Source organism: Achromobacter spanius (assembly GCF_003994415.1).
In the GTDB taxonomy this organism is placed as follows: Bacteria; Pseudomonadota; Gammaproteobacteria; order Burkholderiales; family Burkholderiaceae_B; genus Achromobacter; species Achromobacter spanius_C.
In genome coordinates, this window is sequence record NZ_CP034689.1 from 5,135,296 (window position 1) to 5,155,884 (window position 20,589).

Sequence of the window (20,589 nt, forward strand, 5' to 3'; positions counted from 1 at the left end):
TGGCAGGCCGCTTCGAGCCCCGCGCGGGTCGACCGGAAGCATGATGGACAAGGGGCGGCCAAAGCCGCCCCGACGCGCGAAACTCCTGCCTAGGGGGCTGATCCCCCGGGCCGTCCGTTAGACAGCATGCGGCACGGCGATGCGTCCCGCCCAGGGCTGGGCCGTTTCCAGTTGGGCCGACAAGGCCAGCACCACGGCTTCGTCGCCATAGCGCCCCACCACCTGTACGCCCACCGGCAGACCCGCATCAGTCCAGACCAGCGGCAAGCTGGCGGCCGGCTGGCCCGACGCATTGAACGCCGCCGAGAACGTGCCATAGGTGGCGACCTTGCGGCGGAAGTCCAGGAACGAACCGTGGGCCGTGGACAACTCGCCCAGCTTTAACGGCAGTTGCGTCAGCGAGGGCGACAGGATGGCGTCGTAGCCCTGCATATAGCTGTCAAGGATGCGGCCGATGGCGTGGAAACGATTCACGCTGCCGATGTACTGCGCGGCCGGCAGTGATTTGCCATATTCGTAGCCCTGGCGCAGCACGGGTTCCAGATCATCGTCGTTCAAGGACTGGCCGGTCAGGCCCAGCCGCGTGTCCACCGACAGCACGATGTTGCCGGCCAGCACATTGGCGTGGGCCTGCACGAAGGCGTCGTACTCGATGTCCGGTGGCGTGCCGTCCACGACCTCGTGGCCCAGCTCCCGGCACAGCGCCGCCGCCCGCTCGACAGCGGCAACGCACTCGGGCGCCACGGCCACGCCATTGAAGGCGCTGCGCCACACCACGATGCGCATCTTGCGCGGCGGCTTGGCCAGCAAGTCCAGATATGACCCCGGGGCGGCGGGCGCTGCGTAGGGCGCGCCCGGCTCCGGCGCGCTGATGGCATCCAGCGCGGCCGCCGTGTCGCGCACCGAACGCGACAGCACACCATCGGTCGCCAGGCCGCCCCAGCCTTCGCCACGCAGCGGCCCCATGGGCACGCGACCGCGCGACACCTTCAGCCCATACACGCCACAAGCCGCGGCCGGAATCCGGATGGATCCCCCGCCGTCGCTGCCGTGGGCCAAGGGCACGATACCCGCCGCCACCGCCGCCGCCGCGCCGCCGCTGGAGCCGCCGGTCGAGCGCGTCGGGTCCCAGGGGTTGCGGGTGGGGCCGCCATTGCGCGCGGCCTCGGTGGTGGGCGCCATGCAGAATTCGGGCACGGTGGTGCGCGCGAACGGAATCAGGCCGGCGGCTTCAAAGCGGTCGGCCAGGGTGGCGTTACGGGCATAGCGCGTGTCGTTCAGCAGGCGGGAGCCCAGGCTGGACGGAAAGCGCGTGTGCGCCAGCCCGGAATCCTTCAGCAGGAACGGGATCGCGCCAAACACACCCCGGGCTTGCCAGGCGCGCGCCACGTCCAGCGATTCTTCATAGCGCTCGTAACAGAGCGCATTCATGGCTGGCGCTCGTTCTTGCGCCAGCTTGATGGCGCAGGCCATCAGGTCTTCGGGGCTGACTTCGCGCCTTGCCAACAAGTCGGCCAGCGCCAGCCCGTCCAGCGCCTGATACTCGGTGTCACGCATACTGCTTGCTCCTTGAGGGGTCTGACAGCGCTTCCAGATCGGGTTTGTTCCAGGCCTTGCCCGGCACCGATTCGATCAGGCGGCGCGTGTATTCATGTTGCGGGTGATAGAAAATGGTGGCCGCGCGTTCCAACTCCACCAGTTGCCCTTGGCGCATCACGGCGATGCGGTCGCAGATTTGAGCCGCCACGCGCAGGTCGTGGGTGATGAACAGCACGGACAGGTCGAACTGCCCGCTCACGGTCTTGAGCAGGTCCAGCACCTGGGCCTGAATGGACACATCCAGCGCCGACACCGCTTCGTCCGCCACCAGCAGCCGGGGCTTCAAGGCCAGGGCGCGGGCGATGCCCACGCGCTGACGCTGCCCACCAGAGAATTGATGCGGATAGCGGTCGCCGGCGTCTCCACCCAAACCCACCAGTTCCAACAATTCACGCGCGTCGCGCAGTGCGGTCTTGCGGCTTGCGCCAAAGGCGATGGGGCCTTGCGCCACGGCCTCGATCACGCGGTGGCGCGGGTTCAACGATGCGTAAGGGTCTTGGAACACCATCTGGATCTGGCGGCGATACGGGCGGAAGTCGCGTGGCTTCATGCCGACAAGTTCCTGGCCCTCCATGCGTACGCTGCCGCTGTCGGGTGAAATCAAGCCGATCAACGTACGGCCCAAGGTGGACTTGCCCGAACCAGACTCCCCCACCAGGCCTAGCGTTTCGCCCTGCCGGATCTCCAGCGAGATATCGCGCAATGCATCGACCCGGCGCCCGCCCGTGGCAAAGGTCTTGCACAGCTTGTCCACCACCATCAGCGCGGGCGCCGCGCCGGCCTCTTCCTTGCCCTGGGGCTTGTGCGGCACGGCGGCTATCAACTGGCGCGTATAGGGATGCTGTGGGCGGTTCAGGATATCTTGGGCAGCGCCCGCCTCCACCACCGCGCCCTTGCGCATGACGACGATGCGGTCGGCAATGTCGGCCACCACGCCAAAATCGTGAGTGATGAAGATGACGCCGATGCCCATGCGCCGTTGGATGTCCTTGATCAGACCCAGAATCTGCGCCTGCGTCGTGACATCCAGCGCGGTCGTGGGTTCATCGGCGATCAGCACGTCGGGCTCCAGCGCCAGCGCCATTGCGATCACCACGCGTTGCCGCTGCCCGCCTGACAACTGGAACGGAAAGGCGTCGATCATGGCGGCGGGATCCGGCAGCAACACCTGCTCGAACAATTCCAGCACGCGTTGCTTGCGCGCCGCGACGCTGAGCGTGGTGTGACGTTCAAGCACTTCGTCCACCTGCCGGCCCACACGCATGATGGGGTTGAGCGCGGTCATGGGTTCCTGGAACACCATGCCGAACGACTTGCCGCGCAAGCCGTACCAGTCGGTGGCTGACAAGCCGACCAGGTCGCGCCCGCCGTACAGGATCTGCCCCTGCGTGACGCTGAGTTGGCCGGCTGGCAGCAGGCCCATGATGGCGTGCGCCGTCACGGATTTGCCCGAACCGGATTCCCCCACCACGCACAGGATCTCGTTGCGGTTGACGGTGTAGGACACGTCCTGCACCACGGTCGGTCCGCCGTGCGCAGCCGTTACGCTGAGCCCGCGGATGTCCAGCAGCGCGCTGGCGGCGTTGGAAGTCGTCCCAGCGGCCTTCGTGTAGTCGGTACCCATTACGTCGTCCTCCTGCGCGCCAGCTTGGGATTAAGCGCGTCGTTCAGCGCTTCGCCGATCAGGTTCAGCGACAGCACCGTCACCAGAATCGCCACGCCGGGGAATACGCTCATCCACCAGGCGTCGCGCAGCACACTGCGCGAGGCGCCGATGATGTAGCCCCACGTCATGGCGTTGGGGTCGCCCAGGCCCAGGAAGCTGAGCGCCGATTCCAGCAGGATTGAACTGGCGATCATGAGCGAGCCCGACACGATCACCGGCGACAGGCTGTTGGGCAGGATCTGCGTCAGGATGATGCGCAAGTTGGATTGGCCGGCCAGCATGGCCGCCTGCACGAATTCGCGGTTCTTCAGGCTCATGAATTCGGCCCGCACCAGACGTGCCAGGGGCGGCCAGGACACCACCGCAATCGCGAAGATCACGGTTGCCATGTTGGGCGTCAGGATGGCCACCAGCACCACCGCCAGGAAGAAACTGGGAATGGTCTGGAAGAGTTCGATGAAGCCCACGATGGCCTGGTCGACCCGCCCGCCATAAAAGCCCGCCAGCGCGCCCACCGTGATGCCCACCAGGATGGACACCGCCGTGGACACGGCGGCCAGCACCAGCGTCACGCGGGACCCATAGGCGATGCCGGTGGCGATGTCGCGGCCCAGGGTGTCGGTGCCCAGCAAGGCGCCGTCCGACAACGGCGGCATGAAGGGGCCGTTGATGATGTCCCAGGGGCTGTCCGGAAAAATCCAACTGGCGGTGATGGCCATCAGCGTAACCAGCGCGATCACGATCAGGCCCATGATGCCGCCCTTGTTGCGGCAGAACGATTGCATGAACGCTTTCATTTCAGTTCGATCCTGGGATCCGCCACCGTGTACAAAATGTCGGTGACTAGGTTGACCACCACCACGATCAGCGAGGCCACGAAGAACACGCCCAGCAGCACGCTGTAGTCGCGCTGGATCAAGGCGTCGAACGCCAGCCGGCCGATACCCGGCCACGCGAAGACGGTTTCCACCAGCAGCGAACCACCGATCAGGCCGCCCGCCTGGATACCCGCGTACGTGATGACGGGCAGCAGCGCGTTGCGCAGCACGTGGCGCACGATGACGGTGCGTTCGGACAGGCCCTTGGCGCGCGCCGTCTTGACGAAATCAAGCTGGCTGATTTCCAGGATGGACGCGCGCGTCAGCCGGGCATAGACCGCCATGTAGAACATGCCCAAGGTCAGCGCCGGTAGCAGCAGATGCTTGGCCACGTCGGCCAGGCGGGCGAACCCCGTCAGGTTCGCGCCCACGCTTTCATAACCGAATGCCGGCAGCCATTCCAGGTTGACCGAGAACAACAGCACCAGCATCAACCCCACCCAGAACAACGGCGTGGCGTAGGCCAGCATGGACAGCGTGGTGATGACGGTGTCGCCCCACTTTCCCACCCGCAGCGCCGCCTGCGTGCCCAGGCTGACGCCTGCCAGCAGCGCAAACGCGAAGGCCGACAAGGTCAGCAGCAACGTGGCGGGCAGATGTTGCAGGATCAAGCTGGAAACCGGCGCTTGCTGGCGGTAGGAGTAGCCCAGGTCGAACGTGGCCACGTTCTTCAGGTACTGCCCCAGTTGCACCGCAATGGGTTTGTCCAGCCCGAATTCCTGGCGCAACTTGGCGATGAACTCGGCATCCACCGCGCCGGACTGGCCCGCCAGGATTTCGGCGGGGTCGCCCGGCGCCGCCCGCACCAGGAAGAAGTTGAAGAGCGCGATCATCAGCAGAACCAGGACGCTCTTGACCACCCGGTTCGCCAGGAATTTGCCGACCTTCTTCATTCTTTGGACAGCCAGGTATCGCTTTGCGTATCCACCACGCCCAGCGCCGTCGTCACCGCGTTGTGCACGCGCTTGTTCAGCAGCGTCGAATAGTTCGTGTCGGCCACCCACAGCACTGGCACGTCCTCGACAAGAATGCGCTGCACTTCGCTGTACAGCTTCTGGCGTTCTTCATCCGTTGCCGCCGTGGCGGCGGCATTGAACAGTTCATCAACCTTGGGGTTGCTGTACTGCGAGGTATTGCTGAACATCATCCCCTTCTTGATGTTGCTGCTGACGTAGGTGCGCGACACGCCGATCGCCGGGTCGCCGTACTGAAACACGCCGTTGGCGCCCATGTCGAAGTCCCAATTGCCCACGCGGCTGACCCATCCGCCCACATCGGTGTTTTCGATGCTGACGGCCACGCCGATCTTGGCCAGGTTCTGCTTGATGTATTCAGCCGTGCGGCGCGGCATTTCGCCATAAGGCAGCGGGATCAGGCCAAGCGTGGCGCGCACGCCCTTGGCGTCCGGCTTCAGGCCCATTTCGTCCAGCAGCGCAATCGCCTTCTTGGGATCGTAGGGGTACTTCTTGACGTTGGCGTCATAGAAGCGCGTGTTGTGATGGATGGGGCCGGTGGCCACGGTGCCGGCACCGAACATGATTTTGTCGACGATGAACTGGCGATTGATGCCGTACATCAGCGCCTGGCGGAAGCGCTTGTCCGAAAACGGCTGGCGGCCGCCGTTCAGTTCAATCCATTGCATGGTCGACCAGTACTCATATCCCTTGTGGGTCTGGGTGATGGTGGGCAGCTTGGCCACGCGCGCCACGTCCACCGGCTCGATGTCCTGCAGCCAGGCTTGCAACACCGTGCCTTGCTCCAGCGCCACGCGGCGCGAGGCGGAATCGGGAATCACGCGATAAGTGATGCCGTCCAGGTAGGGCCGGCCTTCTTTCCAGTAGTGCTCGTTCTTGACAAGTTCAATGTAAGAGCCGCGCTCCCAGTGTTTGAACTTGAACGGGCCTGTGCCGATAGGCGCGTTGTTGTTGGGGTTCTGGCCGATGGGCGTGTCGACGTCATACAGGTGCTTGGGCAGGATGGCGCCGCCACCGATGTCGAACGCATACAGGAACGCCGAATACGGCTGCTTCAATTTGAAGACGACGGTCTGTGCATCCGGCGCCGACACCTCCTGCACATTGGCCATCAACGTGCGAGTGCGCGGCGTATTGGCCAGAATCTTGGTGTAGGTGAACACCACGTCGTCGGACGAGAACGGCTTGCCGTCGTGCCACTGCACCTTGGGTTGCAGATGGAAGGTGTAGGTCAGGCGGTCGGGCGAGACCTCCCAGGACTTGGCCAGGCCGGGCTGCGGCTTGAGGTCGAAGGAGTAGGTCAGCAAGCTTTCGTAGATCTTTCCGGCCACCAGCTGTGTGCTGGCCACTTGCTGTACCGCCACGTTCAAGGCAGGTGGCTCTGGGCTCAGGATGGCGGTCAGCACGCCTCCGTACTGGGGCGTTTCGGCGGCTTGCGCCACGGGAACGGACAGGGGCACGAGGCTGGCCACGGCCAGGGTGCAGCGCGCCAAGGCGCGCCGAGCGATGATGGATGTCATGGCAGGTATTCCGTATTGAAAGAACAACGGCGAGTGAACAGCCGCGAGAGACAACGGAGAGAGGCGCCGCGGCACGTGCCGCGCCGGGGCTCAGGCTTGCAGCGGTTCCACACCGCACCAATCGTGGATAAACAGCGCCAAGGTAGTGGCGACGCGCACCATGCTGTCCACCGACACGCATTCATTGAAGCCATGCACGTTCTGCACCTTGGGGCCGTAGCAGGTCACGGGCACGTCCATCAACAGTCGGAAGTGACGGCCGTCGGTGGTGGCCGTCAGCGCTGTGGGTTGCGGCGCTTCGCCGGCCACACGGTGATGGGCGTCGGCCAGCAACTGCATGGCCGGCACGTCCAGGTCGTACTCGCAGCCCGGCGCGTGGAAGCCTTCGTAGCGTATGTCGATGCGTACATCGCTGTCGGTCAATTCCGCTTCCACTGCGCGGATGCGCGACTCGACCAATTGCTTGGCCGCTTCAATGCTCATGTCCGGATAGCAGGCGATGCGCATGCCCAACGTGCATACGCTGGGCACCGATGAATTCCAGTCGCCCGCGTGGATCTGCCCCAGGTTGAAGTTGATGGGATGTGCATGGTCGCGATAGGCGGGGTGCCGGTTTTCCGGCAGGTTCCATTCGTGTTCCAACTGCTTCATGGCATCAACGATGCGAAGGCCGGTCTCGACCGGATTGACGCCCGTGGTCATGTAGGCGGCGTGCGCGGGGCGGCCCACGATGTCCACGTACATCCAGTACACGCCCAGTTGCGCGCTCATCATGCGTTCATGCGTGGGTTCGGGGATGACCACCGCGTCGAACGCACTGAGCTTGGCCGCCGCGATGGCGCTTTGCAACGCCGACACCGTGGCCAGGGTGCCGTTGCCCGTGTTTTCTTCTTCAAGCACGCCGTTGAATCCCACCGCACCCGCAGGTTGCACGCCCAGCTCGCGCAGCGCCTTGAACGCCGCCAGCGCGCAGATGATGCCGGCCTTCATGTCGCCCGCGCCGCGTCCATACAACCAGCCATCGCGCAGCTCACCGTCAAACGGCGCCGGATCCCAGAGCTCATGCGGGCCCGTGGGCACCACATCCAGGTGGCCGTTGAACAAGACGGCCCGGCCGCCCGCGCTGCGCGGCTCGTGCCGAGCCAGCACGTTGTAGCGGCCACCGTCCGGGCAGCATGCCGGGGAATACAGCGGCAGGTTTTTCAGTTCTTCGGTACGCAGCGCAATGCGCTCGGACGTCAGGCCCAGGTCCGACAGCGCGTCTTCCAGAAACTCGGCGGCGGACATCTCCTGCCCGGGCAGGCTGCGGCACTGGACGAAGCCGGTCAGCGTGTCGGTCATGTACTGGCGAAGCTGGCTGACGGATTCGGCGATACGGGCCTGGTCCAGGCTGGCTGCTGCGACGCTGCTCATTGCTTTCCCCTTGTCGGATGTGAAATCGGCGAATTTCATAGGTATCAATATTTGATATCTAGATATCTATATTTGGCATGATAGAGTTCGCACAATTGCGGGACAAGCCGCAAACCATGGGTAATTTCCCTAGCCCTGACAGAAATCGATTTGCCACTACAGTGCGTATCCGCGTGCGAATAGCCCGCCCGATGCCGCGCGGCGAAAACAAGAAAAGAGACTGGAGTAGATCAACATGGCCACAACCGAAACCCGGTTCAACCAATCCTTGGCGAAAGGCTTCGGCATCCTGGAGGCTTTTTCGAACCATCCCGGCCCGCTCAGCCTGAATGAGCTGACAGAGTTGTCAGGGCTGGACCGCAGCTCAACCCAGCGCATGCTGCACACGCTGGTGGCCCTGGGCTATCTGGAGCGCGGCAGCAACCAGCGCGGCTACGTGCTGGGCAAGAAGATCCTGGACCGAACCTTCGACTTCCTGCGCGGCCATCCGCTGCTGGAGCGCGCCACCCCCATCCTGGAACAACTGCAACAGGAATGCGGCGAGCGCGTGGATCTGAGCCTGTTCGACGACCTGACCATCGTTTACGCGCTGCGCCGCCAAAGCAAGCGACAGACTTTCTACGCCACGCTGGTGGGGCGCCGCATGCCGACGTTCTCGTCGTCGGGCGGCCGCGCCATCATGTCGCATCTGGCCGATGACGAGGTCGACGACATCCTGGCGCGCAGCGACTTGCGGCCGCTGACCGCCAAGACCATCACCGACCCCGACCTGATCCGCCAGCGCGTGCGCGAGGCGCGCGTGCAGGGCTACGCCATTTGCCTGGAAGAAAGCATGGTGGGCGAGATCGTGCTGGGCAGCGCGGTCGTCGACCACAGCGGCCGGCCCATCGCGGCCATCCATATCTCTGGCCTGCTGGCCGAATGGACGCTGGATTCCTTCACGCAGCGCTTCAGCTCACTGGCTATATCGGCCGCGCGCGCGCTCAGCGGTCGTCCAAACCGCAACTGAACGCGCCGTTCACCTTATTACTTTCGCGGGATATCCCTAGTCCTGGCCGCCTTGCGCGGCCTGGGCCAGTGCTGCACCATAAGTCTATTGGATTCCTCGGTATCAATATGTGATACTTAAAAACCAAGGAGACTTGCCTTGAAGTGCAATATCGTCCGCCGCGCCCTGACGCGAGGCCTGCTGGCCTCCGCCGTTGTCAACACGGCACTGGCCGCCACGGCATTGGCCGCCACGGCATTGGCCGCCACGGCCTTCACCGCCACACTAGCCACTCCCGCGACCGCCATCGCCGCCCCGCCCTCGGCCGATCTTCAGCCGCAATACGGCGGTGTGCTGACCGCCATCCTGAACCCCGAGCCGCCCAATCTGAACGTGGCCATGCAGCAGGTGGGCACCACGCAGATGGTGGCGGGCAAGGTCTACGAAAGCCTGTTGACCTATTCGTTCGACCTGAAGCCGCAGCCCAGCCTGGCCAAGTCCTGGGAGGTGTCCGACGATCAATTGACCTATACGTTCCACCTGCAGCCCAACGCGCAATGGCACGACGGCAAGCCCTTCACCTCGGCGGACGTACTGTTTTCCTACAAGCAGGTCCTGGCCAACACGCCGCGCACGCGCGCGCTGATGCGCTACATCCAGGACATCACCGCACCAGACGAGCACACCGTGGTGTTCAAGCTGAAGGAACGTTATTCGGCTTTCCTGTATGCCTTCGACATCGGCGGCGGCGTGATCCTGCCCAAGCACCTGTTCGATGTCGACACGCCCATGGCGCAGAACCCGCACAACAATGCCCCGGTCGGCACCGGCCCGTTCAAGTTCAAGCGTTGGGAGCGCGGCTCTTATATTGAACTGGTCAAGAACGAACATTACTGGAAGGAAGGCCGGCCCTATCTGGACGGCATCATTTACCGCGTGATTCCGGACGCGGCCTCGCGCCGCCTGGCGCTGGAACAGCGCACCGTGCAGCAAGCCTGGCTGCAAGACATCGAGCCCTTCGACATGCCGCGCGTGGCCAAGCTGCCGCATATCAATGTGACGCAAAAAGGCTATGAATATTGGTCCACGCTGCACTGGATCGAAATGAACGGCGCGCGCAAGCCCATGGACGACAAGCGCTTTCGGCAGGCGGTCATGTACGCCATCGATCGCGATTTCATCGCCAAGCGCATCATGTTCGGCATGGGCACCGTATCCACGGGTCCGTTCCACCGCAACACGCGCTTTTACGACCCCAACATCAAGCAGTATCCGTATGACCCCAAAAAGGCCATCGCCCTGCTGGATGAAATGGGCCTGAAGCCGGACGCCAACGGTGTGCGCGTAAAGCTGGGGCTGATCCCCAACCCCTACGGCGAAATGCAGCGCCGCATTGCCGAATACACCAAGCAAAGCCTGGGCAAGGTCGGCATCGTGATCGACATCGAAAGCACCGACGTGGGCGGCTGGACCACCCGCATGGGCAACTGGGATTTCGACATGGCCTACAACGGCGTGTTCCAGTATGGCGACCCGGCGATCGGCGTGTCGCGCACCTACGTCAGCAGCAACATCAAGAAAGGCCTGGCCTTCACCAATACCTCGCAATACCGCAACCCCAAGGTAGACGCGCTCTTTGACCAGGCCGCTACCGCGCCCACGGACGCGGAACGCCAACGCCTGTACACCGAGGTCCAGAAGATTCTGGCGGAAGACGTGCCCTTGGCCTGGATAGACGACACCAATTACTCCACCTATCTGGACAAGCGGGTGCACGGCGCCATCACGACCGGGCTGGGCGCCGTGGGGAGTTACGCCGACGCCTGGCTGTCGCCGCAGTAGGCGTCGCAGACTGGCTCCTGGGCGTCAAACCCCTGGGGCAGCCGCATCAAGGCCGGCCCATCAGGGCCTTCCCCTCAAGGCCGGCCCGCGTGCGGCACGTCCACCCGGGTCATCAGGATGCAGCCTTCGGGCTTGGCGCGGCGGTTGGCTTCGATGAAATCCGGCGCCGCAGCCATGAACAGCGAGCAGCCATCCGGCCCGCCCAAGGCCGCGGCGAAGATGCCGAATTCGCCGGTGTCGATCTGCTCAAGAATCTGGCCGCCGCGCGCCAGCCGCACAATCCGCTTGCCGATGGCGTCAGCCACCCATAGCGCGCCTTCCGCGTCCAGCGCCCCGCCGTCCGGGCCGATGGCCGATGCGGCAATCAACACCAACAGGTCGTCGCTATCCGGCAATGGCCCGAAGTTGGCCCAGTCGCGGCGCGGGCCCAGCGCGCCGGTGGGCAGGATGTCGAATTCCGAGATCCGGTTGCCGAAGGTCTCGTTGACGATCAGCGTCTTGCCGTCCGGCGTGATGAACGAACCGTTGGGAAAGCACAGCCCTTCGGCTACCGCCTGCGCCACGCCGTCCGTGTCCACGCGCACCAGTGTCGTCGTCGCGACCGGTTCACCGGCCATCAGGTCAAACCCGAAATTGCCCACGTAGGCGCGGCCTTGGTCATCCACCACCATGTCGTTGATGGGGCCGCCCGTAAGCGCGGATAGGTCGGCATGCACGGCCAGCGTGCCGTCGGCCTCGCGGCGCAGCACCTTGCGGTCTTTCATGGATGAGATCAGCAAGCGGCCATCGGGCAGCCAGCCCAGGCCCGACGGCTGCTGCGGCACACGGCAGATCTGTTCGATGTTGCCGGCCAGGTCCACGGCAATGACCTGCTCGGTATAGAAGTCGGACGCCCACAGGCGGTCTTCGTGCCACCGCAGGCCTTCCAGATATGTGTACCCGGAAGCCAGCACGGACAGTTCGCGTTTCGGCATTGCTTGATCTCCTTTTATGTTCCCGGTCGGGGCCGGTTCTTATGGGTGCTCCGCAAGGCGGGCGGGCCCATTCTGGCATGCTCGAAGGTGTTACGGATACGTCCCCAACATGACAACTACGTGTCAGGCGGGCAGCGTTAACATCGCGCCCCAAGGGAAAACCCGCATATTGCGCTTTGCCCTGGCATACCCGTCACCGGATCCCGTTTCCCGCCCCGTGCCGACGGACTCAGCCCCCTACCCACGGCTGTTTCGCGGCGGGCAAACGTTTTCCATTTTGATCATGAATACAAAAAAGCTGACGCGCATGATCGGCATCGCCATGGTGCTGGGCGTCCTGGTGGGCTATCTCTGCAACAAGACCGCGCCGGACGCCCAAGCGGCCGCGCACATTGCCTCGTATTTCAGCCTGGTCACGGATATTTTCCTGCGCATGATCAAGATGATCATCGCCCCGCTGGTGTTCGCCACCCTGGTGTCGGGCCTGGCCAGCATGAGCGACGGCAACGCCGTGGGCCGCATCGGCCTGCGCGCCATGGTCTGGTTCATTGCCGCGTCCGCCGTATCGCTGCTGCTGGGCCTGCTGCTGGTCAATCTCTTCCAGCCTGGCGCGCACATGAATCTGGCGATACCCGACGCGGGCATCACCTCGGGCCTGAAGACGGGCGACTTCACGCTCAAGGCCTTCATTGCGCACGTGTTCCCCAAGAGCATCGCCGAGGCCATGGCCAACAACGAGATCCTGCAGATCCTGGTGTTCTCGCTGTTTTTCGGGGCTGCGCTGTCGTTCATCCGTGGCAAGGGCCACAACACGATCTACACGATGATCGACGAGCTGGCCAAGATCATGTTCCGCGTCACCGATTACGTGATGCGCTTTGCGCCGCTGGGCGTGTTCGCCGCCATGGCCGCCGCCATCACCACCGAAGGCCTGGGCGTGCTGGTCAGCTACGGCAAGTTGATTGGTGAGTTCTACCTGGGCCTGGCGCTGCTGTGGGCCATTCTGTTTGGCGTTGGCGCTCTGTTTTTGGGCAAGTCCACGCGCCGCCTGGGCGGGCTGATCAAGGAACCCACCTTGCTGGCGTTTTCCACCGCCAGCAGCGAATCGGCCTACCCGAAGACCATCGAAGCGCTGGAACGCTTTGGCGTGTCCAAGCGCATCTCGGGTTTCGTGTTGCCGCTGGGCTATTCGTTCAACCTGGATGGCTCGATGATGTACCAGTCTTTCGCGGTGCTGTTCATCGCGCAGGCCTCTAACATCGAGATGAGCTTTGCCCAGCAGTTGACGTTGTTGCTGGTGCTGATGGTGACCAGCAAGGGCATGGCGGGCGTGGCCCGCGCGTCGCTGGTCGTGGTGGCCGCCACCTTGCCGATGTTCCATCTGCCCGAGGCCGGGCTGCTGCTGATCATGGGCATCGACCAATTCTTCGACATGGGCCGCACGGCCACCAACGTGGTCGGAAACAGCCTGGCCACCGCGGTCATCGCCAAACTGGAAGATGACCGGGAGGGCAAGCCGGACGACCCGCACGCGCTGGCAGGGTCGGCAACCGCAAGCGAAAACCAGGCGTAGTCGAGCGGCTTGGGTCGATTGAATCGGGTCGACCCGATTCAGTCGACAGTATTCAGTCGTTCACCGAGCAGGAAACCGGCGCGCCGTCTTCGAACTCAACGTCGTAGGTGTGGACCGGATCCCAGGGCAGCGTGAACCACAGTTCGTAGCCGTCGCCGTCTTCGTCGAACAGCCACAGGGCACGCAGCACGGCTTTTTCGGCCATGGCTTCGGCGGTTTCTTCCTGCAGCAGTTGGTCGTCTTCCAGACCCAGCTTCTTGCAGTGCTCGTAGGAATAGTTATCCAGCAGGAACTCGGCCGCCGCCAGGATGTGATCGTCCAGATTGTCGATGATGGCCTTGACCACCTTGGATGCGCCGCTGTCGGGCTCTTCGCCATCCGTTTGAATCATGACGTGGATGGGGGGTCGGTCTTTGCCGACGGGCACGTTTTCGGCCGCCCACAGATCGGGTTCTTCGGGGTCTTGGTTGAAATTGAATCGTGCCATCGCGCGCTCCGGAAAATTGAATGGCGCGCCGGAGAAGGGCCGGCTGCGCCTTAGGCCGTTACGCCCTTCGCCATTTAACCAGATGCCGGGCAACCCGTCTTTGACCGGCGACGATGTTTTTGACCCTAGACCCTTTCCAGCGGCAAATGCGGCAGCGCGGGAAGCTCGATCCGGATGCCATCGCCGGCGCTGACCGCCCCGCCCTCCACCACAACCCCCATGACGCCGGCGCGGCGTTGCAGGCTGCCGTCGGGGTTGCGGCCCAGCACGGCGGCCGTCAAGCCTTTCTGATACTGGTCCAACTGCACGCAGGGATTGCGCAGCCCGGTGATCTCGACCACCGCGTCATCACCGATGCGCAGGCGCGCGCCGCGCGGCAAGGCCAGCAGATCGATGCCCCGGGTGGTGATGTTTTCGCCCATCGTGCCTTCGGCCACATTGAAACCGGCCAGTTGAAGCTCGTCATGCAGCTCGGCCTGAATCAAATGCACCTGGCGCAGGTTCGGCTGCGTGGGGTCGGCGCGAACGCGCGAGCGATGCTTGACAGTCACCCCCTGATGCGCGTCGCCATCAACGCCCAGCCCACGCAACAACATGATCGACGGCACCACCGGCTTGCTGAACGTGTGCGTGGCGCTGAGCGCCACGGCAATCACGATCGGATTCATCGCGGTTCTCCTGGAAGACATCGTCGGCGGTTCAGGCCGCCACCCATTGCGGCTCGCAAGTCGCTGCCGCATGCGCGCGCGACGGCAGATAGTGCGTGGAGAATACCAGTCGGCCGGCGGACCAGGTGTGACTGATCAATGGCAAGGCGCCCACCTGCGCCACCGCCACCAGATCGGCCCGCTGCCCCACGGCGATGCGGCCCCGGTCCGACAGGCCGCAGGCGTCCGCCGGGTTCGCCGTGACCAGGGCAATGGCCTGTGGCCAGCTCAGGTCGGTTTGCGCCGCCACCGCGAACGCCGCGGCGATCAACGTGGATGGCTGGTAGTCGGAACACAGGCAACTGGCCACGCCCGCGCGGATGGCGTCGATGGCGCGCATCGACCCGCTTTGGCTTTGCCCGCGCAACACGTTGGGCGCCCCCAGAATCGTGGGCAGGCCGCAAGACACCGCCGCGCGGGCGGTATCCAGCGTAATCGGGAATTCGCTCATCGCCACGCCCAGGTTGCGCATCGTGGCAATGCGTTGAACGGAATCGTCGTCGTGGCTGGCGCTGGGAATGCCCAGGGACTTTGCGTGCGCCAACAGCGTTTCCACCCGCTCCACCGCGCCATCCTTGGCGCGCGTCTTGGCGTTGGCGGCCTCTTCGGCCTGCTCGCGGCTCATTGCATGATTGCCCATCATGTATTGCAGGTAGGACTCCAGCGTCTTGAACTGGCCTTGCCCCGGCGAATGGTCCATGACCGACAACAGGTCCACCGCGCCCTCATCCATCAGCGCGCGCAGCACCGGCACCGAGGTCTCGTCCGTGACTTCGTAGCGGCAGTGCACGCGATTATCCACCAGGCTGTGTGGGCGGAATGCGCGCAGCGTGCGCACCACTTCGGCCGCCGTCTGGTTATTGCGCACCCCCAAATCCTTGTTCGCGAACGACAGCGCATGGTAGGGCGTGGTGATGCCGGCCGCGGCATTGCGGCGGTCGACCTGCGCCACGGCGAAGTCCAAAGGAAACAGCACGCGCGAACGGGGCTCGGCTTCCTTTTCGATGGCGTCGCAGTGCAGATCGATCAGGCCAGGCAGCAAGGTCTGGCCTTGCAGATCGACCACGCGATCCGCGCGCGCGCCATCCGGTTCAATGGCGACGATGCGGCCGTCATCGATCAGCACCGCGCTGTTGTCCAGCACGCGGTCGGGCAGCACCACGCGGGCGTGGGTCAGATAGGTGCTTTGCATGATTACTCCAGCGGAGCCGTTTCGGCCAGCGCGGGTCGCAGCGCCAGCGTTTTCGTGGCGACGGCGTCGCGCACTTCGGCATCGTGAAAAATGCCCAGCAGGCAGCGGCCGGCCGCCAGGGCTTCGTGAATCAAGGCGATCACCACGCGGCGGTTGTCGGCGTCCAGCGATGCCGTGGGTTCGTCCAGCAGCAAGATGGGATGGCGCGCGATGAAGCCGCGCGCGATGTTCACGCGCTGCTGCTCGCCGCCCGAAAACGTGGCGGGCGCCAGGCCCCACAGGCGCGGCGGCACGTTCAGGCGTTGCAACAAGGCGCCGGCCTGCTCGCGCGCGGCGTCTGCGTCCACGCCCGCCATGCGCAGCGGCTCGGCCACCACGTCCAGCGCCGACACGCGCGGAATCACCCGCAGGAACTGGCTGACATAGCCGATGACATCGCGGCGCAACGCCAGTATGCGTTGCTCGGGCGCGCCCACCAGTTCAACCCATTCGTTGTTGGCGCGCACGCGGATGCTGCCTTCGGTGGCCAGATAGTTGCCGTACAGGCAGCGCAGCAAGGTGCTTTTACCGGTGCCCGACGGGCCGGCCAACACCAGGCAATCGCCGGCTGCCGCATCGAAATCCACCGCGTCCAGCACGGGCAGGCGAATGCCGCCCTGGTTATGCAGGGTAAACATTTTTCCGAGGCCTCGCACCTCGATCATGGGAGTGGTTGCGCGCATGTTCAGCTCTGCAGAATGGAAGACACCAGCAACTGGGTGTAGGGGTGTTGGGGGTCGTCAAGAATCTGGTCGGTCAGCCCGCTTTCCACCACCACGCCGCCGCGCATCACCAGCGTGCGGTGCGCCAGCAGGCGCGCCACCGCCAGGTCGTGCGTGACCACGATGGCGGCCAGGCCCAGGTCGGTGACCAACTGGCGCAGCAGGTCCAGCAGGCGCGCCTGCACCGACACGTCCAGCGATGCGGTCGGCTCGTCCATGAACACCAGACGCGGGTGCGTGACCAGGTTGCGCGCAATCTGCAGGCGCTGCTGCATGCCGCCGGAAAACGACACGGGCGTATCGTCCAGACGGCCCGCGTCGATCTCCATTTTTTGCAGCCAGTTGCCCGCCACGGCGCGCAGGTCACCGTAATGCCGGTCGCCCACCGCCATCAGGCGTTCGGCGATATTGGCGCCCGCGCTGACCTGCATGCGCAAGCCGTCGCGCGCGTTCTGCCGCACAAAGCCCCAATCGGTGCGCGACAACAAGCGCAGCCGCGCGCCGGGCAGCGCGGCCAGGTCGATGAAGCCCTGGTCCCGCGTGTCGTACCAGACGCTGCCGGCGTCGGGCTGGGTTTGGTACGACACGGCAGACAGCAAGGTGCTTTTGCCCGAGCCGGACTCGCCGACCACGCACAGCACTTCGCCGGGAAACAGGTCAAAGCTGACGTCGCGGCAGCCATGCACGCCATCCCAGGTGCGCGTCATGTTGCGCACGGAAAGCAAGGGTTGTGTGTTGGGTTGTGTATTGGATTGCGGGCTCATGCCGTGGCCTCGTCGTTGCGTTGTTCGGCTTGGCGGTGGTTGCAGTATTCCGTGTCCGAACACACGAAGCGGCGCGTGCCCGCGTCGTCCAGGATGATTTCATCCAGATAGCTGTCGCGCGATCCGCACAGGTCGCAGCATTCGGTCCAGGTTTCCACGGTGAAGGGGTGGTCGTCGAAGTCCAGGCTTTTGACGCGGGTGTACGGCGGCACGGCATAGACGCGCTTTTCGCGGCCCGCGCCGAACAGCATCAGCGCGGGGTTGCCGTCCAGCTTGGGGTTGTCGAACTTCGGGATGGGCGACGGGCGCATCATGTAGCGGTCGTTCACGATGACGGGGTAGTCATAGGTGGTGGCGATGTGCCCGTGCTGCGCGATGTCTTCATACAGCTTGACGTGCATCCCGCCGTATTCGGCCAGCGCGTGCATCGTGCGCGTTTCGGTTTCGCTGGGTTCAAGCCAGCGCAGCGGTTCCGGAATCGGCACCTGATAGACCATCACCTGCCCTTCGCGCAGCGGCGTTTCAGGGATGCGGTGGCGGGTCTGCACAATGGTGGCGTCCGGCGTGGATTCCGTCGTGGCCACGCCCGTGACACGGCCGAAGAAACGGCGGATGTTGATGGCGTTGGTGGTGTCGTCCGAGCCTTGGTCGATCACTTTCAGCACATCGTCCTGGCCGATGATGGCCGCAGTGACCTGAATGCCGCCCGTGCCCCAGCCGTAAGGCAGCGGCATCTCGCGGCTGCCGAACGGCACCTGGTAGCCAGGTATGGCCACCGCCTTGAGCAAGGCGCGGCGCAGCATGCGCTTGGTGGATTCGTCGAGATACGCAAAGTTGTAGTGGTCGTCGCGCTCGACCGTGGCGTGTTGGGCGCTCATGGGGAAACAGCCTCGTCGATGAGATCGTTGGGGACGGCTTGTGGCGTCTGTTGCGGCGCGGTTTGCGATGTGGCTTGCGCTGCGGTTTGCGCTGACGCGTGTTGTGCAGCCCCATCCGCGCGCAGGCGGCGCAGCAATTCCAGGTTCGCCTGGAAGTCCACGTAATGCGGCAGCTTCAAGTGCTGGACGAAGCCGGACGCCTCGACGTTGTCACTGTGGTACAGCACGAATTCGTGATCGTTGGCGGGAGAGTCGGCGCGTTCGCCCAGGTCCTGGGCTTTCAGTGCGCGGTCCACCAGCGCCATCGACATGGCTTTGCGTTCGCCGTAGCCGAAGGTCAGGCCGTAGCCGCGCGTGAACTTCGGGCCGTCATCGGCATTGCCCGCGAACTGGCTCACCATCTGGCATTCGGTGATTTCGATTTCGCCCACGGTGACGGCAAAGCCCAGCTCTTCGATGTACATGTCCACTTCCAGCGTGCCGTAGCGGATTTCGGCTGCGAAGGGGTGCGTGTTGCCGTAGCCGCGCTGCGTGGAATAGCCCATGGACAACAGGAATCCTTCGTCGGCGCGCGCCAGGTTTTGTAGCCGCGCCGCGCGCGAGGCCGGAAAGTCCAGCGGCTGGCGCGTCAGGTCAAAGGGCTCGGGGTCGCCTTCCGGCACGGGTTCGGCGTCGATCAATTCATCGTGCGCCAGCAGATCCGTCACGCGCGGCATGGCGCTGTCCAGCGCATCGCCGCCCGCGGGCAGCGCGTCGGCCTCGCGCTGCGCTTCCAGCGTGAAATCCAGCAGGCGTTGGGTGTAGTCGTAGGTGGGCCCCAGAATCTGGCCGCCCGGCACGTCCTTGAAGGTGGACGAAATACGGCGCTGCAAGCGCATGGCGCCCGTGTCGATCGGCTGCGTGTAGCCATAACGCGACAAGGTGGTGCGATAGGCCCGCAGCAGGAACACCGCTTCGATCACATCGCCCGCGGCCTGCTTGAGCGCCAGCGAGGCCAGTTGCGGATCGTAGAGCGAGCCCTCGGCCATCACGCGCGATACCGCCAGCGGCATCTGTTCGCGTATCTGGTCCAGGCTCAGCTCGGGCACCGCGCGGTCGCCGCGCCGGTAGGCGTCCAGCATGCGGTAGGAATTCAGGATGGCGCGTTCGCCCCCTTTGACGGCTACGTACATGTCAGTTCTCCACCCGCGTCGTGCGCGGCAGTCCACACATCCACCGGTCTTGCGTCAGGAACACGTCGACGCCCAGCGGAAACTGTTGATGATTCAAGCGCCAGTCGCGCCAGAAGCCGTCGGGCAAGCCCGTGACCGACAGCGTTTGCCGCGTCTGGATGCCCGGGCCGGTCAGGCTGACGGCTTGGCCGTCGGCCAGGGAATCCACCTCAAGCAGCAAGGTAGTGGACAGGTCGGGATAGGCCGGGTCACCCGGATGGCAGGCGGACAGCGCGGGCGCATCACAGCCTATCGGCACGGCGGCAAAACGCGCCAGCGACGGCGATGGCACGATGGGGCAGCCGCAATGAAAGCGCAGGAAGGCCAGCGCGTCGGCGCTCACGTCCGGGGGCAGCCACAACGGCGTATCGCCGTCCACCAGCGTCAGCAGCAGCGCCGTCATGGCCGGCGACAAGCCGGCGGGCACGCCGCAGTGGGCGACGATTTCTTGTACGCGCCCTGGGTGCGCCAAGGCCTTGAGCGCGGCGCGAAAGGTGGTTTGCGCATCGTTGACCGGGTCGGCAAACCCGGCGATGAGACCGCCGCGCGCGGCGGGCGCCGGGGGGGTTGTCTGTGCTTGCATATCAGTCCTCGCCTCGCACCATCGTGAAGAATTCAACCTTGGTTTGCGCCGCGACACGCGCCTGGTTATCGACCTTGTCGGCATGCTGGCGCGCCAGCGGCTGGATCAATTGCGCCTGCACGGTGTCGTGCCATTCCGGCAGTTGCAGCAGCGCATCCGCCACCGCGGCCTGCTCGGCATGGCGCAGTGAACGCCCCTGCACGTAGGCCACGCCCACCACGCCCGCCCCGGCTGCGTCCAGCGTCACCGCGCAGCGCGTCACGGTCATTTCGCCCAGGTTGAAACGCGCCCCGGTGCCCCCGCTGCGCGCCCGCACCATGGCCATGCCGGTCTGGGCGGGCCGCAACATCTGGTGCGATGGCACGCTGCCCAAGCCGCTGAACGCCCCTTCCAGCGCGGCCGGGTCGGCCAGCGACAACACGCGCATCCAGGCGGCGCGCCGGGCATCGGGCGCTTGCTGCCCGGTTTGTGACTGATCCATAATTTCCTCTACACGTCTAGACGACTGGATGAAGTATGATCGCTTGGAAATCGAAGTTCAACAGGCTGGCGTGAATTTTTGATGACAGTTGCGGTGCG

Annotated in this window: 19 protein-coding genes; 3 read left to right on the forward strand and 16 right to left on the reverse strand. The window is 64.6% G+C overall.

What is annotated here, in order from left to right; genetic code table 11:
- Positions 1-117 precede the first annotated feature (117 nt).
- The 6 genes from ELS24_RS23505 to ELS24_RS23530 form a co-directional block, all read right to left on the reverse strand.
- On the reverse strand, positions 118-1,557 hold the full coding sequence (locus ELS24_RS23505) for an amidase (protein WP_127185488.1): 1,440 nt from the start codon (positions 1,555-1,557) through the stop codon (positions 118-120).
- On the reverse strand, positions 1,550-3,223 hold the full coding sequence (locus ELS24_RS23510; protein WP_127185489.1) for an ABC transporter ATP-binding protein: 1,674 nt from the start codon (positions 3,221-3,223) through the stop codon (positions 1,550-1,552). Before ELS24_RS23510 ends, ELS24_RS23505 begins: the two co-directional genes overlap by 8 nt.
- On the reverse strand, positions 3,223-4,062 hold the full coding sequence (locus tag ELS24_RS23515; protein WP_050448827.1) for an ABC transporter permease: 840 nt from the start codon (positions 4,060-4,062) through the stop codon (positions 3,223-3,225). The genes ELS24_RS23510 and ELS24_RS23515 overlap by 1 nt, the downstream gene beginning before the upstream one ends.
- Positions 4,059-5,036, reverse strand: coding sequence for an ABC transporter permease (locus ELS24_RS23520; RefSeq protein ID WP_050448826.1), 978 nt, complete (start codon positions 5,034-5,036; stop codon positions 4,059-4,061). The genes ELS24_RS23515 and ELS24_RS23520 overlap by 4 nt, the downstream gene beginning before the upstream one ends.
- The gene (locus ELS24_RS23525) at positions 5,033-6,637 is read right to left on the reverse strand and encodes an ABC transporter substrate-binding protein (protein WP_050448825.1); all 1,605 of its coding nucleotides are present in this window, start codon (positions 6,635-6,637) and stop codon (positions 5,033-5,035) included. The genes ELS24_RS23520 and ELS24_RS23525 overlap by 4 nt, the downstream gene beginning before the upstream one ends.
- Positions 6,638-6,727: 90 nt before the next feature.
- A complete protein-coding gene (locus ELS24_RS23530) occupies positions 6,728-8,050 on the reverse strand; it encodes an ArgE/DapE family deacylase (protein WP_127185490.1) in 1,323 nt (440 codons plus the stop codon).
- 235 nt (positions 8,051-8,285) lie between these two features.
- Here ELS24_RS23530 and ELS24_RS23535 point away from each other — a divergent pair, with 235 nt between their 5' ends.
- Both ELS24_RS23535 and ELS24_RS23540 read left to right on the forward strand, forming a co-directional pair.
- Positions 8,286-9,059: an IclR family transcriptional regulator gene (locus ELS24_RS23535; protein WP_050448823.1), complete on the forward strand. Its 774-nt coding sequence runs from the start codon at positions 8,286-8,288 to the stop codon at positions 9,057-9,059.
- Positions 9,060-9,197: 138 nt separating this feature from the next.
- Positions 9,198-10,880, forward strand: a complete 1,683-nt coding sequence (locus ELS24_RS23540) for an ABC transporter substrate-binding protein (protein ID WP_127185491.1) — start codon at positions 9,198-9,200, stop codon at positions 10,878-10,880.
- Between the two features lie 74 nt (positions 10,881-10,954).
- On the opposite strand, the gene ELS24_RS23545 is transcribed toward ELS24_RS23540, so the two are convergent.
- Positions 10,955-11,854: an SMP-30/gluconolactonase/LRE family protein gene (locus ELS24_RS23545; protein WP_127185492.1), complete on the reverse strand. Its 900-nt coding sequence runs from the start codon at positions 11,852-11,854 to the stop codon at positions 10,955-10,957.
- Between the two features lie 283 nt (positions 11,855-12,137).
- Here ELS24_RS23545 and ELS24_RS23550 point away from each other — a divergent pair, with 283 nt between their 5' ends.
- On the forward strand, positions 12,138-13,427 hold the full coding sequence (locus ELS24_RS23550) for a dicarboxylate/amino acid:cation symporter (protein ID WP_127185493.1): 1,290 nt from the start codon (positions 12,138-12,140) through the stop codon (positions 13,425-13,427).
- A 52-nt stretch (positions 13,428-13,479) separates the two neighbouring features.
- On the opposite strand, the gene ELS24_RS23555 is transcribed toward ELS24_RS23550, so the two are convergent.
- From ELS24_RS23555 to phnG, 9 genes are all read right to left on the reverse strand, one after another.
- Positions 13,480-13,914 carry a hypothetical protein gene (locus ELS24_RS23555; RefSeq protein ID WP_050448819.1) on the reverse strand — a complete coding sequence of 145 codons (435 nt, stop codon included), beginning with the start codon at positions 13,912-13,914 and terminating at the stop codon, positions 13,480-13,482.
- Positions 13,915-14,039: 125 nt separating this feature from the next.
- Positions 14,040-14,582 carry an MOSC domain-containing protein gene (locus ELS24_RS23560; protein ID WP_050448818.1) on the reverse strand — a complete coding sequence of 181 codons (543 nt, stop codon included), beginning with the start codon at positions 14,580-14,582 and terminating at the stop codon, positions 14,040-14,042.
- Positions 14,583-14,613: 31 nt separating this feature from the next.
- Positions 14,614-15,813 carry an alpha-D-ribose 1-methylphosphonate 5-triphosphate diphosphatase gene (locus tag ELS24_RS23565; protein ID WP_127185494.1) on the reverse strand — a complete coding sequence of 400 codons (1,200 nt, stop codon included), beginning with the start codon at positions 15,811-15,813 and terminating at the stop codon, positions 14,614-14,616.
- Positions 15,814-15,815: 2 nt separating this feature from the next.
- The gene (phnL, locus tag ELS24_RS23570) at positions 15,816-16,535 is read right to left on the reverse strand and encodes a phosphonate C-P lyase system protein PhnL (protein ID WP_050448847.1); all 720 of its coding nucleotides are present in this window, start codon (positions 16,533-16,535) and stop codon (positions 15,816-15,818) included.
- Between the two features lie 2 nt (positions 16,536-16,537).
- Positions 16,538-17,338, reverse strand: a complete 801-nt coding sequence (gene phnK / locus ELS24_RS23575) for a phosphonate C-P lyase system protein PhnK (protein ID WP_050448816.1) — start codon at positions 17,336-17,338, stop codon at positions 16,538-16,540.
- Positions 17,335-18,216, reverse strand: a complete 882-nt coding sequence (locus tag ELS24_RS23580) for an alpha-D-ribose 1-methylphosphonate 5-phosphate C-P-lyase PhnJ (RefSeq protein ID WP_050448815.1) — start codon at positions 18,214-18,216, stop codon at positions 17,335-17,337. The genes phnK and ELS24_RS23580 overlap by 4 nt, the downstream gene beginning before the upstream one ends.
- Entirely contained in the window at positions 18,213-19,388 is a 1,176-nt protein-coding gene (locus tag ELS24_RS23585; RefSeq protein WP_050448814.1) for a carbon-phosphorus lyase complex subunit PhnI, read from the reverse strand. The genes ELS24_RS23580 and ELS24_RS23585 overlap by 4 nt, the downstream gene beginning before the upstream one ends.
- Before the next feature lies 1 nt (position 19,389).
- The gene (gene phnH, locus ELS24_RS23590; protein ID WP_127185495.1) at positions 19,390-20,010 is read right to left on the reverse strand and encodes a phosphonate C-P lyase system protein PhnH; all 621 of its coding nucleotides are present in this window, start codon (positions 20,008-20,010) and stop codon (positions 19,390-19,392) included.
- 1 nt (position 20,011) lies between these two features.
- Positions 20,012-20,491, reverse strand: coding sequence for a phosphonate C-P lyase system protein PhnG (gene phnG, locus ELS24_RS23595; protein WP_127185496.1), 480 nt, complete (start codon positions 20,489-20,491; stop codon positions 20,012-20,014).
- Positions 20,492-20,589: the final 98 nt, after the last annotated feature.

Bases quoted from the DNA above. Each gene is read 5' to 3' on its own strand.
- ELS24_RS23505 (WP_127185488.1), bottom strand. From the start codon at position 1,557: ATGCGTGACACCGAGTATCAGGCGCTGGACGGGCTGGCGCTGGCCGAC.
- ELS24_RS23510 (WP_127185489.1), bottom strand. From the start codon at position 3,223: ATGGGTACCGACTACACGAAGGCCGCTGGGACGACTTCCAACGCCGCC.
- ELS24_RS23515 (WP_050448827.1), bottom strand. From the start codon at position 4,062: ATGAAAGCGTTCATGCAATCGTTCTGCCGCAACAAGGGCGGCATCATG.
- ELS24_RS23520 (WP_050448826.1), bottom strand. From the start codon at position 5,036: ATGAAGAAGGTCGGCAAATTCCTGGCGAACCGGGTGGTCAAGAGCGTC.
- ELS24_RS23525 (WP_050448825.1), bottom strand. From the start codon at position 6,637: ATGACATCCATCATCGCTCGGCGCGCCTTGGCGCGCTGCACCCTGGCC.
- ELS24_RS23530 (WP_127185490.1), bottom strand. From the start codon at position 8,050: ATGAGCAGCGTCGCAGCAGCCAGCCTGGACCAGGCCCGTATCGCCGAA.
- ELS24_RS23535 (WP_050448823.1), top strand. From the start codon at position 8,286: ATGGCCACAACCGAAACCCGGTTCAACCAATCCTTGGCGAAAGGCTTC.
- ELS24_RS23545 (WP_127185492.1), bottom strand. From the start codon at position 11,854: ATGCCGAAACGCGAACTGTCCGTGCTGGCTTCCGGGTACACATATCTG.
- ELS24_RS23550 (WP_127185493.1), top strand. From the start codon at position 12,138: ATGAATACAAAAAAGCTGACGCGCATGATCGGCATCGCCATGGTGCTG.
- ELS24_RS23555 (WP_050448819.1), bottom strand. From the start codon at position 13,914: ATGGCACGATTCAATTTCAACCAAGACCCCGAAGAACCCGATCTGTGG.
- ELS24_RS23560 (WP_050448818.1), bottom strand. From the start codon at position 14,582: ATGAATCCGATCGTGATTGCCGTGGCGCTCAGCGCCACGCACACGTTC.
- ELS24_RS23565 (WP_127185494.1), bottom strand. From the start codon at position 15,813: ATGCAAAGCACCTATCTGACCCACGCCCGCGTGGTGCTGCCCGACCGC.
- phnL (WP_050448847.1), bottom strand. From the start codon at position 16,535: ATGCGCGCAACCACTCCCATGATCGAGGTGCGAGGCCTCGGAAAAATG.
- phnK (WP_050448816.1), bottom strand. From the start codon at position 17,338: ATGAGCCCGCAATCCAATACACAACCCAACACACAACCCTTGCTTTCC.
- ELS24_RS23580 (WP_050448815.1), bottom strand. From the start codon at position 18,216: ATGAGCGCCCAACACGCCACGGTCGAGCGCGACGACCACTACAACTTT.
- ELS24_RS23585 (WP_050448814.1), bottom strand. From the start codon at position 19,388: ATGTACGTAGCCGTCAAAGGGGGCGAACGCGCCATCCTGAATTCCTAC.
- phnH (WP_127185495.1), bottom strand. From the start codon at position 20,010: ATGCAAGCACAGACAACCCCCCCGGCGCCCGCCGCGCGCGGCGGTCTC.
- phnG (WP_127185496.1), bottom strand. From the start codon at position 20,491: ATGGATCAGTCACAAACCGGGCAGCAAGCGCCCGATGCCCGGCGCGCC.